Origin of the sequence: Streptomyces novaecaesareae (assembly GCF_000716875.1) — a bacterium.
In the GTDB taxonomy this organism is placed as follows: Bacteria; Actinomycetota; Actinomycetes; order Streptomycetales; family Streptomycetaceae; genus Kitasatospora; species Kitasatospora novaecaesareae.
In genome coordinates, this window is sequence record NZ_JNWQ01000007.1 from 102,537 (window position 1) to 118,934 (window position 16,398).

Consider the following 16,398-nt stretch of genomic DNA (forward strand, 5'->3'; position numbering starts at 1 on the left):
CCGGCGCGGGGTTCCGCTGTTCCCGGCGCCGCGCCGCGCCGGGGCAGGGCATGCGCGGACGCGGGCGAACGGGGATGCTGGAGCGGTGATGGACGAGACCGACTTCTGGCAGATCATCGACGAGACCCGGGACGCCGCCGACGGCGACCCCGACGAGCAGGCCGACCGGCTGGTGGAGCAGCTCGTCCAACTGACCCCGGACGACGTGATCGACTTCGCCCGGCTGTTCGAGGCCCGGTTCCAGCGCGCCTACCGCTCCGACCTGTGGGGCGCGGCCTACCTGCTGCTGGACGGCGCCTCCGAGGACACCTTCGACTACTTCCGGTGCTGGCTGATCGCCCAGGGCCGGGAGGTCTTCGAGGGCGGGCTGGCCGAGCCCGACGACCTGGCGGACCTGCTGCCCGAGTTCGACGAGGAAGAGGACGGCGAGGCCGAGGACATCGGCTACGCCGCCGACGAGGCGTACGAACGGCTGACCGGGCTGCCGCTGCCCGAGGTGGGCGGGCGGCAGGCCGGACGGCCGTCCGGGGCGGCGCTGGACTTCGACGACCCGGACGTGATGGCGAAGCGCTTCCCCAAGCTCTGGGAGCGGTACGGGGACTGAGCGGGCACCAGGGAGCCGGCCGGCGGGCGCCCGCCGGCCGGCTGTCGGCTCTCAGGTGGAACTGCCGGACGAGCTGTCCTGCTTGATGCCCTTGAGGATCTGGTCCAGCACCGAGGAGTCCGGGGCGGCCGGATCGTCGTCCACACCGCCCTCGAAGACCACGTAGCCGCCGCCCTTGGCCGGGACGGCGGCCAGCAGGACGTAGCCCTGGGTGCCGTCCGAGGTGCGCACGTGCCAGCGGGTCGCGTAGCCGAGCACGCCGGCGACGCTGACGTAGCCGGAGCCGGAGTCGGTGTGCGAGGTGATCCCGGTGAAGATCAGCCCGGCGTAGGTGGGCATCGCGGCGTCGGCGGCCGCCTTGGGGGTGGCGCCCTGGATGGTGTCCTTCCCGACCGAGAACTGACCGCGGATGCAGGAGTTGCCGTCCGGGCAGGTGTAGCGGCCGCTGCCGAGGGAGACCGTCGAGTGCGCGGAGTCGGTCGCCGCGTCCCAGCCCTCGAAGACCGGGACGGTGATCGCGTGCTGCGGGTCGGGGACGGTGGTCTTGAGGACCGGCACGGGCTTGGGCACCGGCACCGTCGGGCTGGTGGTCGGCCGGGTCGGGGTCGGGCTGGGCGCGGGGTTGTCGCTCTGGGTGATGGTGACCGTGGGGTTCGGCGTCGGGTCCGCCTTGGGGTCGCCGCCGCTGAGCATGATCCCGGCGACGATCCCGCCCACGGCCAGCACGCCGACCGAGATGCCGATGATCATGCCGGCCTTGCTCTTCGCGGGGCCCTGCGGCGGGTAGCCCGGGCCCGGGTAGCCGTAGCCCGCGCCCTGGGCCGGGTAGCCGCCCTGGCCCTGGTACGGGTTCTGGCCCTGGTAGGCGTCCTGGGCGGGGTAGCCGTAGCCGGCCGCCGGGGCGGCGTCCTGGCCCGGGTAGCCGTAGGACGGGGCCGCGGCGCCGCCCGGGTACCCGTAGCCGGGCTTCTGCTCGGAGGGTTGCCAGGTCTGGGTCGGGGCGTCGGCGAGCGGGCCCGCGACGCCGCCCTGGAGCGGCCGGACCTCGTTGGTCCAGGCGTTGCCGTCCCACCAGCGCTCGTGACCGGGGGTGCCGTCCGCACCCGGGACCGGGTACCACCCGGGAGGCGTCGAGTTGCTCACGGCCGTACGGTACCCGGCGCGGCGGTGGTCCAGACAGGGAAGGTGGGTCACGACTCTGCACCGCCCCGGACACCCGTCCGGGAGGCTGTGGGGAGGCGGTGGGGAGGCCCGGTTTCGGGGCTCAGTCAGCCAGGCGGCGGGCCATCCAGATGTCGTCCACGTAGCTGCCGTCGATCAGGAACTCCTCGGCCAGCGAGCCCTCGACGACGAAGCCGCAGCTCTCGTAGAGGCGGCGGGCCGGGGCGTTCCAGCCGAGCACCCGCAGGGTCATCTTGCGGGCGCCCGCGGCCCGGGCCGCGGCGCAGGCGGCCTCGACCAGGCGGCGGCCGATGCCCCGGCCGCGGACCGTGCCGGCGACGCCCAGGCCCTGGATCTGGCGGACGTGACGGTTGCTCGCCAGCGGGGTGGCCGGGACCTGGCGGACGTAGCCGACGATCCGTCCGTCCAGGACGGCGAGCAGGAACTGCTCCGGGGTGTGGCGCTCGTCGAAGACCGCGTCCTCGGCGGGCGGCTCCGGGGAGACGTCGGACAGCGTGGACCAGGCGGCGCGGTTGAGGAGGGCGAGTTCGCGCTCGTCCTCGGGCTGCGCCGGACGGATGATCAGATCGTCGTCGGGCATGCGCGCCATGCTAATGAGGCGCCTGCGAACGGGACAGCCGTTTGTGGCCGTCAGGGACTGCCGGGAACGTTCGGCCTGCGAGGATGGAGGCATGCGCATCGCTGTCACAGGCTCCACGGGTTTGATCGGTTCGGCGCTCGTCCGCTCCCTGCTGGCGGACGGCCACGAGGTGGTCCGGCTGGTCCGGCACCGGTCCAGGACGGGGCCGCAGCCCGACGGCAGCACCGCGATCGGCTGGAACCCGCTGCTCGGCGAGGTCGAGCGGGACGGGCTGACCGAGGTCCAGGCCGTGGTGCACCTGGCCGGCGCCGGGGTCGGCGACCGCCGCTGGACGGACGCCTACAAGCGGGAGATCCGGGAGAGCCGGGTCTACGGCACCGAGACGCTGGCCGTCGCCCTGGCCGGGCTCAAGGAGCCGCCGCAGGTCCTCGTGAGCGCCTCCGCGGTCGGCTGGTACGGGCAGACCGGCGACCGGGTGATCGACGAGGACTCCCCCGCCGGCGACGACTTCCTGGCCGAGGTCTGCCTGGAGTGGGAGGCCGCCGCCAGGCCCGCCGAGCGGGCCGGGATCCGGGTCGTCCACCCGCGCACCGGCATGGTGCTGTCCGCGAGCGGCGGGGCGGGCGGGCGGCTGTTCCCGCTGTTCCGGCTGGGCCTGGGCGGGCGGCTCGGCAGCGGGCGGCAGTACTGGAGCTTCATCTCGCTGCACGACGAGGTGGCCGCGCTCCGCTTCCTGATGGATCACGACGACCTGTCCGGCGCCTTCAACCTGACGGCACCGAACCCCGTGACCAACGCCGAACTGACCACGGCGATGGGGCGGGCGCTGAGGCGGCCGACGCCGTTCCCGGTGCCGGAGCCGGTGCTCAAGGCGGTGCTGGGCGAGCTGGCGGTCGAGGCGGTCGGCAGCCACCGGGTGGTGCCGCGGCGACTGCTGGACGCGGGCTTCCGCTTCACGCACCCGGACGTGTACTCGGCGGTGCTCGCGGCGCTCTGACGTACGAGCACCGCTCTGACGTACGCGCGCCGCGCCCCGTGCGTACCTCCGGCTACGGCATCCGCCCTGGCCAGGGGCATATGCCGGGCGGGGTCGGACGGGGCTCCGGGAGGGGGCGCACGGGAGCACACGGCGGGCGCGTCGCACGCCCCCGGTGACCGTGCGCGCCCGCCGACCCCGAACCCGGCCGCCACGGCGCACTGTCCGTGACCGCGCCCCCGTCCGGTGCCGGACAACCCTGCCCGGCCCCCGGATCCGGTCCGATGTGCTTGTCTGATGCTCACACTGACTGGGCATCACCTTCGTCGGACCGTGTCCCGGCACCCCGCTGCCTGCGTCGGCCGGAGCCCCGGGACCAGGGAGGGAGCACCCCAGTGCCCACGTACGACTTCACCCGCCGCGCCCGTCGGCCGTCCGACCCGGACGTCGTCGTGGTCGGCGCCGGACTCGCGGGTCTGGCCGCCGCCCGGGCGCTCACCGGCCACGGCCTCACCGTTCACGTCCTGGAGACCACCGAACGGATCGGCGGCCGGATGGCCACCCGCGAGCTGGACGGATTCCGGCTCGACGACGGCAGCCACCTGCTGAACACCGCCTTCCCCGAGCTGCGCCGCACGCTCGACCTCGACCGCCTCGACCTGCGCCCGCTCGCGCCCGGCGTACTCGTGCACAGCGGCGGCCGCCGCTACCGCGCCGGGGACCCGCAGCTCACCGCCGCCCGACAGGCCGCCACCCGGGCCCCGCTCGGCAGCCCGCTGGACAAGGCCCGGCTGGGCAGCTGGCTCGGCCGGCTCGCCACCACCCCGATCAGCCGGCTGCAGGCCCGGCCGGAGACCACCGCCGCCCGCGCGCTGGCCGGCCACGGACTCGCCCCGCGCACCGTCGACGGCTTCCTGCGCCCGCTGCTCAGCGCCCTGCTCAGCGACCCGGCGCTCGGCACCAGCAGCCGCGTCGCCGACCTGGTGCTGCGCTCCTACGCCCGCGGGCGGCTCTGTCTGCCCGCCGGCGGGATCGCGGCCGTGCCGGCCCAACTGGCCGCCGCCCTGCCCGCCGGCACCGTCCGCACCGGGGTGCAGGTCACCTCGATCGCCGCGGACGGCGTGGAGACCCTCACCCACGGACGGATCGGCGCCCAGGCCGTCATCGTCGCCACCGACGCCCGGTCCGCCGCCGAACTGCTGCCCGGGCTGCGACTGCCCGACTTCCACTCCGTCACGACCTTCTACCACGCGGCCGACCGCTCCCCGCTGGGCGAGGCCGTCCTGCTACTCGACGGCGAACGGCCGGACGGGCACCCGCCGCTGGTCTCGCACTCACTGGTGCTCAGCGAGCTGCACCCGTCCTACGCCCCGGCCGGCCAGGCGCTGATCGCCACCACCGTGCTCGGGCGGCGCACCTTCGACGCGGGCGGCCCCGCCGGACTGGAACCGTCCGTCCGGGCCCGGCTCACCGAGCTGTACGGCGCCTCGACGACGGGCTGGCAGTTCCTCAGCGTGCGGCACGTCCCGGACGCGCTGCCCACGATGCCGCCGCCGCACAACCCCCGGCGCCCGGTACGGCTGGTGGCCGGGCTGTACGTCGCCGGGGACCACCGGGACACCAGCACGGTGCAGGGGGCGCTGGTGTCCGGACGGCGGGCGGCGCGGGCGGTGCTGCGCGACCTCGGCGTCCCGTCCGACGTGCGGGAGGCGACGGCGGCGGCCTGAGGCCGCGTCGCGCGGCCCTCCGACCGGGGGCGCCGCGGTGCCCGAACACGCCAGCGGTCTGCCGGGGTGACAGACCGACGGCGTGCCAGGATGCCGGATGTGACGGATCTGACCGCTCATCGGATGATTCACCCGAAGTCGACCGTTCGGCCGATGTCGAGCGTTCGCCCGATGTCGACGGTTCGGCCGCTCGCGCGATGAGCGCCGACACCGCCCAGCCGGTGACCCTCGTCCTGATCCCCGCCGCAGCCGTGGCCGCGCCGCTGCTCGCCCACCGGCTGCTGCGGTGGATCGCCGTACCGACCGTCGTGGTCGAGATCGTGCTCGGAGTGCTGATCGGTCCGGACGTCCTGGGCTGGGCGCAGGTCGACGACCTGGTCGACGCGCTCTCCCAGTTCGGCCTGGCCATGCTGATGTTCCTGGCCGGGTACGAGATCGACTTCGCCAAGCTGCGCGGCGGCCCGCTGAAACGGGCGGGCACCGCATGGCTGGTCTCGCTGGTCGCGGCCCTCGGCGTGGGCGCACTGGTCAACCCGAACCCGTTGGACGGCGCCTTCGCCGGGCTCGTGCTCACCACCACCGCGATCGGCACGATCCTGCCGATCCTCCGCGACTCCGGCGAACTGCCCACGCCCTTCGGCTCGTCGGTGATGGCCACCGGGGCGGTCGGCGAGTTCGGGCCGATCATCGCGATCGCCGCCCTGCTCAGCGGCAACTCCCCGGCCCGGACGGCGGTCATCCTCGGTGCCTTCGCGGTGATCACCGCCGTCGCCGTGCTCGCCGCCCGCCGACCCGCCCCGCCTGGACCACCCGGCTCATCGAGCGCACCCTGCGCACCTCGGGGCAGTTCGCGATCCGCGCGGTGATCCTGGTACCGGCCGCCATGGTCGCCGCCGCCCTCTGGCTCGACCTCGACATGCTGCTCGGCGCCTTCACCGCCGGGATCGTCTCCCGACTGCTGCTGTCCGACATCCGGCGGGCCGAGGACGAGGTGATCGAGGCCAAACTGGAGGCCATCGGCTTCGGCTTCCTGGTGCCGGTCTTCTTCGTGGTCAGCGGGATGAACCTGGTGTTCCCGCTGACGGCGCAGCGGGTGCGCGGCGCCGTACGGCCGCCGGTGGCGGAGGGCGGGGAGAAGCCGAGGGTCCGGGCCGAGAGCTGGTAGCCCTCGGCCCCGCACGCCGGGCCCCTCAGATCACCCCCGCCTGGCGGGCCGTCTCCTCGAAGGCGCGGGCCACCGGGCTGCCCCGGTACGGGGTGAGGCGGCGGTGGAAGTCCCGGACGTACTCCAGCGAGCGGGCCGAGCGCATCTCCCCCGCCGCGCGCAGCGCGTCGGTGGCCATGGTGCAGGCCTCGTCGAGGTCCCCCATGCCGAGCCGGGCGGTGGCCAGCACCAGCCGGCAGAAGATCCGGCTGCGCGCGTAGGCGGGCGAGCGCAGCCGCAGCGACTTCTCGGCGTGCTGCGCGGAGGTGCGCCACTGCTGGAGGTCGCGGTAGCAGTGGGCGAACTCGTCGGAGAGCTGGGCCTCGTCGAAGTACCGCGCCCAGGACGGGAGTTCGTCGCCGCTGCGGGCCGCCGCCAGGGCCCGCTCGGCGCGCACCAGCGCGGTGGTGCAGGACCGGACGTCGCCCAGCAGACCGTGCCCGCGCGCCTCGGCGGCGTGCATCAGCGACTGGACCACCGGCGGCACGGCGGTGCCCACGCCCTGCTGGGCGACCCTGGCGAGCTGCACCGCCTCCCGGCCGTGGCCCAGGTGGACGGCCTGCTGGCTCATCGTCACCAGCACGTAGCCGCCCAGCGCGCGGTCCCCCGCGGCCTGGGACAGGCGCAGCGCCTGGACGAAGTAGCGCTGGGCCAGGCCGTGCGCGGCGATGTCGAAGGACGTCCAGCCGGCCAGCCTGGTCAGGTCGGCGACCGCGCCGAACAGCGCCCGGCCGATCTGCTCGCCGTAGCGGCCGCGCAGCATCGGCTCGGCCTCGCTCTCCAGGTAGCGGACCAGTGCCTGGCGGGCGTGGCCGCCGCCGTAGGCGTGGTCGAGCGCGCGGAAGAGGTCGCCGACGGCGCGGATGGCGGCGATGTCCCCGCGGCCGACCCGCAGGACGGGACGGGACTCGCGGGTCGGGTCGGTGTACGGCGGTTCGACGGCGACCGGCGGGCGGCGGCTCTGGATGGGCACCCGGCCGATGGTGGGGGCGGTGCCGGTCGTCCCGGCCGTGCTGCGCGCGGTGGGCACACCCGGCGCACCGGGGGCGCCGGGCAGGCCGGGGGCGCCGAGGGCCTGGCTGCGCGCCGGGCTCGCGGGGGACGCGCCGGGCGCGCCCTGCCCGGGGGCGCCGGTGACGGCCGCGGAGGCGGCGGACGGCGGGCCGGTGGCGGTGTCCGGACGGGCCAGGGTGGAACCGTCCCGGGCGACCCGCTCGTCGGTGCGGCCGATCAGCCAGTCCCGGCTGGGGACGACCAGGCCGGCCGGGGTGAAGGCGATCCGGCGCAGCTCGGACTGCGGGCCGTTGTCCTTGCGCCACATGCTCGCCACGATGTCCACCGCCTCCTGCGGGGTCTCGGCGAACTCCAGGCCGGCGTAGACCGGGGCGCAGGCGTCCAGGCCGAGGTCCTGGGCGGTGAGGCGGCGGCCGAGGCGACGGGTGAAGACCTCGGCGATCAGGGCGGGAGTGGCGCCGCGGGGCTGCTGGCCGCGCAGCCAGCGGGTGACCGAGGTCTTGTCGTAGCGCAGGTCGAGGCCGTGCTCCAGGCCGAGCTGGTCGACCCGGCGGGCCAGGCCGGCGTGCGAGAAGCCGGCCTCCTCGATCAGTGCGGCGAGCTGGCCGTTCTGCGGGCCCGGGCCGACGTGGCCGGTGCCCCGCGCGGGGGCGGCGCCGGTCTCGTGCCGGTCGGGTGTGGCCTGCGCGGGCAGCCGCAGTTCGTCGGCGGTCGGGGCGTCGTCGGTCAGCGTGTCGCCGGTCAGGGCGTTGGGGGCCAGGGCGTCGGGGGCGTCCGGAAGGGTCCGGCCGACCGGCCCTCGGTGCTGGCCGAGCGGGTCGAGCGGTCCGTACGCCGGGCTGTCGGTTGCAGGCCGTTGGGGCATGTCTGTCAACACCTCTCGGACGTCGCACCGGGCTCTACCAGCACTTCGGCTGCCTGGGGCGGCGCCCCCTGTCGGGAATCGGCGTGAATGTAGCGAGCATTCGGGCGCTATGGGTGGATCTGACCGAGCAATCCTCCGAACGGGTGAAGCAACCGCGCCCATTGTGGGGAAGCGGGGGCACCATGGGTTTGGCCTTCTGCGGTCGAACCGTCGATCGACCCTCGTAGTGGTTGCCGCCACAGCCCCCGGGGATGCTGTGGTGGCCCGCCACATGGGAGCCGGGGCGCCGGATTCCTACCGTTCTCGGCCATGGACACCACTACAGCGCGCCCGCTCGACGGCCGCACGGCCCTGGTCACCGGCGCCGCCTCGGGCATCGGCCGGGCCTGCGCCGAGGCCTTCGCCGGGGCCGGCGCCCGGGTCTACGTCGTCGACCTCGCGGCCGGCCCGGCCGAGGAGCTCGCGCGGCGGATCGGCGGCCACGCGATCGTCACCGACCTCTCCGACCCCGCGGCCGTGGACGCCCTGCCGGCCGACGCCGACATCGTGGTCAACAACGCCGGGCTCCAACACGTCGCGCCGGTGCACGAGTTCCCGCCCGAGCGCTTCACGCTCATCCAACGCGTCATGGTGGAGGCCCCGTTCCGCATCCTGCGCCGGACCCTGCCGCACATGTACGAGCGGGAGTGGGGCCGGGTCGTCAACGTCTCCTCCGTCCACGGGCTGCGCGCCAGCGCCTTCAAGTCCGCGTACGTCACCGCGAAGCACGCCCTGGAGGGCCTGAGCAAGACCGTCGCCCTGGAGGGCGCGCCGCACGGCGTCACCAGCAACTGCATCAACCCGGGCTACGTCCGAACCCCCCTGGTGGAGAAGCAGATCGCCGCCCAGGCGCTCGCCCACGGCATCCGCGAGGACGAGGTGGTGGAGCGGATCATGCTCGACCGCACCGCCGTGAAGCGCCTCATCGAACCCGACGAGGTCGCCCAACTCGCCCTCTGGCTCTGCTCCCCCGCCGCGTCCTACATCACCGGCGCCAGCCTTCCCCTCGACGGCGGCTGGACGGCGCACTGACCGGCCGGGCCGTGGCGCCTGCCACCATGCCCGCACCGACCACTGTGTGATCCCCCCACATAGGCCTCCGCCCAGCGGATTCCTACCTTGTGGCGACACCGTCTCCCCCTCGTCTTCCCCTGTCTCTCCTCCCGTCTCCCCCGTCTCCCCCTGGCCCTGGAAGTGGTGGCACATGAACGCCCCTGCAAGCGGTGCGGCTACGCGCAGTTCACTCCCGAGAGTGGTGGCTGCCAGCCTGATCGGCACGACCATCGAGTGGTACGACTACTTCCTGTACGGAACGGCGGCAGCGCTGGTGTTCGGGAAGCTGTTCTTCCCGCACAGCGATCCGCTGACCGGGACGCTGCTGTCGTTCCTCACCTACGCCATCGGGTTCGCGGCGCGGCCGCTCGGAGCGCTGGTGTTCGGTCACTTCGGGGACCGGGTGGGGCGCAAGAGGCTGCTGGTGGTGAGCCTGCTGCTGATGGGCGGCTCGACCACGGCGATCGGCCTGCTGCCGACGTACGACTCGATCGGGGTCGCGGCGCCGGTGCTGCTGACGACGCTGCGGCTGGTGCAGGGGTTCGCGCTCGGCGGTGAGTGGGGCGGGGCCGTGCTGCTGGTGTCCGAGCACGGGGACCAGCGGCGGCGGGGGTTCTGGGCGTCCTGGCCGCAGGGCGGGGCACCGGCCGGGAACCTGCTGGCGGCGGGGGTGCTGTCGCTGATGACCACGCTGCAGTCCGACGCGGACTTCCTGTCGTGGGGGTGGCGGGTGCCGTTCCTGCTGTCGGCGGTGCTGGTGGGGATCGGGATGTGGATCCGGCTGGCGGTGGAGGAGTCGCCGCTGTTCCGGCAGGCGATGGCGAACAAGCCGGAAGCCGAACAGGCGCCGCTGGTCGGGGTGTTGAAGCACCACTGGCGGGAGGTGCTGGTGGCCATGGGGGCGCGGATGGCGGAGAACATCTCCTACTACGTGATGACGACCTTCGTGCTCACCTACGCCGTCAGCCACGCGCACTTCGCCAAGCAGAGCGCGCTGAACGCCGTACTGATCGCCTCCGCGATCCAGTTCGCGCTGATCCCGCTCTTCGGGGCACTGTCGGACCGGGTCGGGCGCAAGCCGGTGTACCTGGTGGGCGCGGCCGGGGTCGGGGTCTGGGCGTTCGTGTTCTTCGGGATGGTGGACACCCACTCGTTCCCGCAGCTGGTCCTCGCGGTGACCGTCGGGCTCGTCTTCCACAGCGCGATGTACGCGCCCCAAGCCGCCTTCTTCTCCGAGCTGTTCGCCACCCGGCTGCGCTACTCGGGCGCCTCGATCGGCGCCCAGTTCGCCTCGGTGGCCGCCGGCGCCCCGGCCCCGCTGATCGCCACCGCGCTCCTCAAGGACTACGGCAGCTCCACCCCGATCTCGGTGTACGTCGCGATCGCGGCGGCCGTCACCGTCCTGGCGGTGCTCTGCGGACGGGAGACCCGCGGGCAGGACCTCGCCGGGATCGCAGCGGAGCAGGAGCCGGCGGGGCAGTCGGCGGACGCCGCCGCGGCCGGAAAGCCCGCCGTCGCCTGAGGACCGAGCCGCTACGATCGCGATTTCTCGGAATCGACGAACCGACGCCGATTGGCGGCACGCACCATGAACCACCCTCACGAAGGCGCCGCGCCCGCGCTGCGGCGGCTGCTCGACCTGCTCGCCTCGGGCGCCGCCACCGAGGACTTCGCCGACGTGCTGGCCGACGCCCGCCACCGCGGGGCGCCGGCCGCCGTCCTCGCCGAGCTCGACGACGCCACCTGGCAGGCCCTGCGGGTCCACCGGACGCTGCGTCAACACCGGCGCCGAGAAGCCGAGTTGACCGCTCTGTTCGACACCGCCGGGGACCTCGCCGCCTCCCGGGACCTGGACACCGTGCTCCAGGCGATCGTCCGCCGGGCCCGGATGCTGCTCGGCACCGACACCGCGTACCTGACCCTCCCGGACGAGGCCGCGGGCGACACCTACATGCGGGTCACCGACGGCTCGGTCTCCGTGCTGTTCCAGACCCTGCGGCTCAGCCTCGGCGACGGCCTGGGCGGGCTGGTCGCACAGACCGCCCGCCCGTACGCCACCCCCGACTACCGCACCGACGAACGCTTCCACCACACCGGCACGATCGACGCGGGCGTGCTGGACGAAGGCCTGGTGGCGATCATCGGGGTGCCGCTGCTGCTCGGCGGGCAGGTCATCGGAGTCCTGTTCGCCGCCGACCGCTCACCCCGCGCCTTCTCTCCCGACGAGGTCGCGCTGCTCTGCACCCTGGCCGCGCACGCCGCGATCGCCCTGGACACCGCCAAGTCGCTGGCCGACACCCGGGCCGCGCTCGCCGAGCTGAACGCCGCCAACGAACTGGTCCGGGCCCACTCCGCCGCCGTCCAGCGCGCCGAGCAGGCGCACGACCGGCTCACCGACCTGGTGCTGCGCGGCGCCGAGGTGGCGGACGTCGCCGCCGCCGTCGCGACGCTGCTGGGCGGGGAGATAGCGGTCCTGGACGCCGAGGGCGAGCCGCTCGCCGGACGGTCCGCACCCGCCGCCGAACTGGCCGGCGCGGTCGCCGCCTCCCGCATCGAGGGCCGGTCCGTACGGCACGGCGAGCAGTGGGTGTGCGCGGTCCTCGCCGGGCACGACACGCTCGGCACCATGGTGCTGCGCGGACGGCCCGACCTCGACGACGCCGACCGGCGGCTGTTCGAACGGGCCAGCGTGGTGACCGCGCTGCTCCTGCTGCTGCGCCGCTCGGTGGCCGAAACCGAGAACCGGGTCCGCGGCGAGCTGGTCACCGACCTGCTGACCGCGCCCGAACGCGACCCGGCCGGGCTCACCGCCCGCGGGCGCCGGCTCGGCGTCGACCTCGCCCGGCCGCACCTGGTGCTGGTCGCCGAACCCGCCGGTCCGGCTGGGTCGGCCGGTGCGGCTGGTCCGGCCGGCGACGCGAGCGGTGCTGGTGCCGGTGGCGGTGGCGGTGGCGGTGCCGGTGGCGGTGCCGGTGCCGGTGGCGCGACCGGTGCCGACCGGGGACGGCTGGCGAGCGCGGCCCGGCGGTACCTGTTCGGCTCCCGCGGCGTCAGCGCCGAGCACGGCGGGGCGGTGGTGCTGCTGGTGCCCGTCGAGACCGGCGGCGCCGAGGACCCGGAGGAGACCGCCCGGCAGGCCGCCGAACGGCTGGCCCGGCTGGCCGGGTTCCCGGTCACCGTCGGCGCTGGCCGCCCGGCCGCCGGCCCGCCCGCGCTGGCCGCCGCGTACGCCGAGGGCCTGCGCTGCGTCCGCGCCCTGCGGGTGCTCGGCCGCGCCGGCGAGGGCGCCTCGGCCCACGCCCTCGGCTTCCTCGGAGTGCTGCTCGGCGACGGCCACGACGTGGACGGCTTCGTCGGCGCCGCCCTCGGCCCGCTGCTGGAGTACGACGCCCGGCGCGGCACCGAGCTGGTCCGCACCCTGCGGGCCTACTTCGACTGCGGGGGCAGCCTCACCCGGGCCAAGGACGAGCTGCACGTCCACGTGAACACGGTGGTCCAGCGGCTGGACCGGGTGGAGGCGCTGCTCGGACGGGACTGGAACCACCCGGAGCGGTCGCTGGAGCTCCAGCTCGCGCTGCGGCTGCAGTTGCTCGCGGGGGGCTGAGCGGGAGGCCGAGCGGGGAGCCGGACGGGGCTGGGCGCGGGCCGGGCCTGCTGCCTGCCGGGCCCGGGGGCGGGGGCAGGAGAAGGGGCAGGAGAAGGCGGCTGGTCGGTGCCGCTCGGGCTGGGCGTACAGTGGCGAGGTTGGTCTCGAACGCCTGGCAAGGAGCGGCAGCGGTGAGCGAGAACGTGCGTTTCGTTTCGATGGGCATAGGTGAGCGCACCGTGCCCTACCAGGAAGCGTGGGAGGAGCAGCAGCGGCTGCACGCGCTGCGGGTCGCGGACGAGATCCCCGACACCGTCCTGCTGCTGGAGCACCAGTCCGTGTACACCATGGGCAAGCGCACCAACCCCGCCGACCTGCCGCTGGACGGCACCCCGGTGGTCGAGGTCAACCGGGGCGGCGAGATCACCTGGCACGGCCCCGGCCAGCTGGTCGGCTACCCGATCGTCAAGCTGCCCGACCCGATCGACGTCATCGCCTACGTCCGCCGGCTCGAAGAGGCGCTGATCCGCGCCGCCGCCGAGTTCGGCGTCGGAACCACCCGGGTCGAGGGCCGCAGCGGGGTCTGGGTGCTGGGCCGGTCCATCCCGGACGCCGTGGTCGACCCGGCGCAGGTGGTGGACCTCGGCAAGCTGACCCTGCGGATGGGTCTGCCGCTCGGCATCGACCCGCGGCTGGCGGGCCCCGAGTACGCGCCCTCCAACGCCGGGCAGCGCGGCGACGACCGCAAGCTCGCCGCGATCGGCGTACGGGTCGCCCGCGGGGTGACCATGCACGGCTTCGCGCTCAACTGCGACCCCGACATGACCTGGTTCGACAAGATCGTGCCGTGCGGCATCCGGGACGCGGGCGTGGCCTCGCTCTCCGGCGAGTTGGAGCGCGGGCTCTCCGCCGCCGAGGCGGCACCGGTGGTCGAGCGCCACCTCGCGGAGGTCTTCGCGGAGCTGCCCGAGCCGGCGCTCAACCGCTGAGACCGTCCCCAGAGCACGGAAGCCCCGGAGCGCGAAAGCCCCGGAGCACTGGGAATCTACTGACCGGTAGCCGTGTTGCCCTGCGATTGCAGGGCGGCAGGCCCGGCGAAGGCCGTACAACCACAGGCGTACCCTGGGGGTACCCCGTCTAGTTCTAGGAGTCGCACGTGTCCGCTGTCGCGCCCGACGGCAGGAAGCTGCTCCGCCTGGAGGTCCGCAACAGCGAGACCCCCATCGAGCGGAAGCCCGAGTGGATCAAGACCCGCGCGAAGATGGGCCCGGAGTACAACGCCCTCCAGTCGCTGGTGAAGAAGGAGGGGCTGCACACGGTCTGCCAGGAGGCCGGCTGCCCCAACATCTTCGAGTGCTGGGAAGACCGCGAGGCGACCTTCCTCATCGGCGGCGACCAGTGCACCCGCCGCTGCGACTTCTGCCAGATCGACACCGGCAAGCCCGCCGAGTTCGACCGCGACGAGCCCCGCCGGGTCGCCGAGTCCATCGTCACCATGGACCTCAACTACGCCACCATCACCGGCGTCGCCCGCGACGACCTGGAGGACGGCGGCGCGTGGCTGTACGCCGAGACCGTGCGCCAGGTGCACGCGATGACCGCCGACCGCGCGGCCGGCCGCACCGGCGTCGAGCTGCTCATCCCCGACTTCAACGCCGTCCCCGAGCAGCTGGCCGAGGTCTTCTCCTCCCGCCCCGAGGTGCTCGCGCACAACGTCGAGACCGTGCCGCGGATCTTCAAGCGGATCCGCCCGGCGTTCCGCTACGAGCGCTCGCTGGACGTCATCACCCAGGCCCGCGCGGCCGGGCTGGTGACCAAGTCCAACCTGATCCTGGGCATGGGCGAGACCCGCGAGGAGGTCAGCCAGGCGCTCGCCGACCTGGTCGGCGCCGGCTGCGAGCTCATCACCATCACCCAGTACCTGCGCCCCTCGCTGCGCCACCACCCGGTCGAGCGCTGGGTGAAGCCGCAGGAGTTCGTCGAGCTCCAGGAGGAGGCCGAGGAGCTGGGCTTCGCCGGCGTCATGTCGGGCCCGCTGGTCCGCTCCTCGTACCGGGCCGGCCGGCTCTACCGGCAGGCGCTGGAGCGGCGCGAGCAGGCCGCGGTCTGACCGGTCCGACGCGTTTGAGCCATTGGAAGGGCGGAGCTGCGGCTCCGCCCTTCCGGGTTTCACCATGCTTTGACTGCCTGGTCACAGACTGGTAACACGGGGTGGGGACGATGGACGCCCAGCAAGCGTTCGATTCTTCTCAGCCACGATCAGCCACGAGAGGAGCTGTTCGGCATGGAGATGCGGATCCGGTCGGTGCGATCGGTGGGGGCGGCGCTGCGGTTCGCCGAGAGCGTCCTGCTGGCGCCCGGCCAGCAGCACGCACGTCGCAACGCGTGGGCGGCGGTGTGCGAGAACCGTCAGCACGCGGCGGACCGCCGGCACGACGCGGTGGCCGCCGGGGCGGCGGCGAAGCCCGTACGGCCGTGAATCCCCTGCCGCGCTGAAGTCCCCGCGACGGTGGGGCCGGTCGCTGTGCGCGACGGCGTACGGGCACACGGGTCACGGTTCGGACGAACGGGTACCCGGGCTTGGATATCCCGTACCCGTGCCACGTACCATGAGCGTTATGGCGAGGGAAACATCCGAGAACCCCGGACGGCTGAAGCAGATCCGTCTGGCGTACACCATGACCAAGAAGGTCGACACCAAGATCGGCCTGATCATCGCCGGCGTCGGCCTGCTGACCTTCGGCGTGTTCCTCGCCATCGGCTTCGGGATCGAGCACCCTGTCTACCTGGGCATCCTGGGCTTCATCGTGGCCGTGCTGGCCATGGCGATCGTCTTCGGGCGCCGGGCCGAGCGCGCCGCGTTCGGGCAGATGGAGGGGCAGCCGGGCGCAGTCGCAGCGGTGCTGAACAACATCCGGCGCGGCTGGAGCTCCAACACCACGCCGGTGGCGGTCACCCGTAACCAGGACGCCGTGTACCGCGCGGTGGGCCGGGCGGGCATCGCGCTGATCGGCGAGGGCAACCCGAACCGGGTGCGCCAGCTGCTGGCCTCCGAGAAGAAGAAGATGGCCCGTGTGGTCGGCGACGTGCCGGTGCACGACATCGTGGTGGGCAACGGCGAGGGTGAGATCCCGCTGAAGAAGCTGCAGATCCACCTCATGCGACTGCCCCGCGCCATCACCGCCGCCCAGGTCACCGAGACCAACGACCGCCTGCGCGCGCTGGGCGACCTGCTCTCCAAGGCCCCGATCCCCAAGGGCCCGATGCCGAAGGGCGCCCGGATGCCCAAGGGCGGCCAGGTCCGCTGACCCTCCCCCCTCCCCTGACGACACGAGAACGGCCCCGCTGCGGAAGCTCCGCGGCGGGGCCGTTCCGACGTTCCCGGCTCCGTTTCGGGTGGGACCAGATCCGCACCTCGACGTTTCGGGTGGGACCAGATCCGCACCTCGACGTTTCGGGTGGGACTAGATCCAACGCCGTGTAGATAGAGCTGTGGGTGGCCGCGTCAAGTCGCCTGAAATGGGACGGAGCTCCTGCTAGAACCGTGTCGACCAAGATCACTGTTCGG

The 16,398-nt window shown here is 73.9% G+C and carries 15 protein-coding genes; 12 read left to right on the plus strand and 3 right to left on the minus strand.

The annotated features are described in order from the left end of the window. Positions 1 to 88: 88 nt before the first annotated feature. Complete coding sequence (locus OP86_RS04570) at positions 89 to 604, plus strand: DUF4240 domain-containing protein (RefSeq protein ID WP_030061086.1); 516 nt, start codon at positions 89 to 91, stop codon at positions 602 to 604. A gap of 51 nt (positions 605 to 655) precedes the next feature. On the opposite strand, the gene OP86_RS37075 is transcribed toward OP86_RS04570, so the two are convergent. Continuing rightward, entirely contained in the window at positions 656 to 1,747 is a 1,092-nt protein-coding gene (locus tag OP86_RS37075; RefSeq protein WP_030257315.1) for a DUF2510 domain-containing protein, read from the minus strand. Positions 1,748 to 1,868: 121 nt separating this feature from the next. Further along, the gene (locus tag OP86_RS04580) at positions 1,869 to 2,366 is read right to left on the minus strand and encodes a GNAT family N-acetyltransferase (protein WP_030061089.1); all 498 of its coding nucleotides are present in this window, start codon (positions 2,364 to 2,366) and stop codon (positions 1,869 to 1,871) included. Between the two features lie 91 nt (positions 2,367 to 2,457). Between OP86_RS04580 and OP86_RS04585 the strand changes: the two genes are divergently transcribed. From OP86_RS04585 to OP86_RS38655, 4 genes are all read left to right on the plus strand, one after another. Continuing rightward, positions 2,458 to 3,363 (plus strand): TIGR01777 family oxidoreductase, encoded by a 906-nt coding sequence (locus OP86_RS04585; RefSeq protein WP_030061090.1) that lies wholly within the window; start codon positions 2,458 to 2,460, stop codon positions 3,361 to 3,363. Positions 3,364 to 3,737: 374 nt separating this feature from the next. Beyond that, entirely contained in the window at positions 3,738 to 5,069 is a 1,332-nt protein-coding gene (locus OP86_RS04590) for an FAD-dependent oxidoreductase (RefSeq protein WP_030257319.1), read from the plus strand. Positions 5,070 to 5,266: 197 nt separating this feature from the next. Next, on the plus strand, positions 5,267 to 5,935 hold the full coding sequence (locus tag OP86_RS32765; RefSeq protein WP_051829678.1) for a cation:proton antiporter: 669 nt from the start codon (positions 5,267 to 5,269) through the stop codon (positions 5,933 to 5,935). Then, a complete protein-coding gene (locus OP86_RS38655) occupies positions 5,923 to 6,234 on the plus strand; it encodes a cation:proton antiporter domain-containing protein (protein ID WP_324604094.1) in 312 nt (103 codons plus the stop codon). The genes OP86_RS32765 and OP86_RS38655 overlap by 13 nt, the downstream gene beginning before the upstream one ends. Before the next feature lie 25 nt (positions 6,235 to 6,259). On the opposite strand, the gene OP86_RS04600 is transcribed toward OP86_RS38655, so the two are convergent. Beyond that, positions 6,260 to 8,152 carry an NsdA family TPR-like regulatory protein gene (locus OP86_RS04600; protein ID WP_234434924.1) on the minus strand — a complete coding sequence of 631 codons (1,893 nt, stop codon included), beginning with the start codon at positions 8,150 to 8,152 and terminating at the stop codon, positions 6,260 to 6,262. Positions 8,153 to 8,461: 309 nt separating this feature from the next. Here OP86_RS04600 and OP86_RS04605 point away from each other — a divergent pair, with 309 nt between their 5' ends. The 7 genes from OP86_RS04605 to OP86_RS04635 all read left to right on the plus strand — a co-directional run bounded on the left by OP86_RS04605 (position 8,462) and on the right by OP86_RS04635 (position 16,138). Further along, entirely contained in the window at positions 8,462 to 9,223 is a 762-nt protein-coding gene (locus tag OP86_RS04605; protein ID WP_030061094.1) for a 3-hydroxybutyrate dehydrogenase, read from the plus strand. A gap of 172 nt (positions 9,224 to 9,395) precedes the next feature. Then, the gene (locus OP86_RS04610; protein WP_030061095.1) at positions 9,396 to 10,766 is read left to right on the plus strand and encodes an MFS transporter; all 1,371 of its coding nucleotides are present in this window, start codon (positions 9,396 to 9,398) and stop codon (positions 10,764 to 10,766) included. Between the two features lie 66 nt (positions 10,767 to 10,832). Further along, positions 10,833 to 12,848: a helix-turn-helix domain-containing protein gene (locus tag OP86_RS04615; protein WP_030257323.1), complete on the plus strand. Its 2,016-nt coding sequence runs from the start codon at positions 10,833 to 10,835 to the stop codon at positions 12,846 to 12,848. Positions 12,849 to 13,048: 200 nt separating this feature from the next. Next, positions 13,049 to 13,819: a lipoyl(octanoyl) transferase LipB gene (gene lipB / locus OP86_RS04620; RefSeq protein ID WP_030061099.1), complete on the plus strand. Its 771-nt coding sequence runs from the start codon at positions 13,049 to 13,051 to the stop codon at positions 13,817 to 13,819. Positions 13,820 to 13,986: 167 nt separating this feature from the next. Next, complete coding sequence (gene lipA, locus OP86_RS04625; protein WP_030061100.1) at positions 13,987 to 14,940, plus strand: lipoyl synthase; 954 nt, start codon at positions 13,987 to 13,989, stop codon at positions 14,938 to 14,940. A gap of 174 nt (positions 14,941 to 15,114) precedes the next feature. Continuing rightward, positions 15,115 to 15,309 carry a hypothetical protein gene (locus OP86_RS04630; protein ID WP_030061101.1) on the plus strand — a complete coding sequence of 65 codons (195 nt, stop codon included), beginning with the start codon at positions 15,115 to 15,117 and terminating at the stop codon, positions 15,307 to 15,309. A gap of 130 nt (positions 15,310 to 15,439) precedes the next feature. Next, the gene (locus OP86_RS04635) at positions 15,440 to 16,138 is read left to right on the plus strand and encodes a DUF4191 domain-containing protein (RefSeq protein ID WP_418952602.1); all 699 of its coding nucleotides are present in this window, start codon (positions 15,440 to 15,442) and stop codon (positions 16,136 to 16,138) included. Positions 16,139 to 16,398 lie beyond the last annotated feature (260 nt).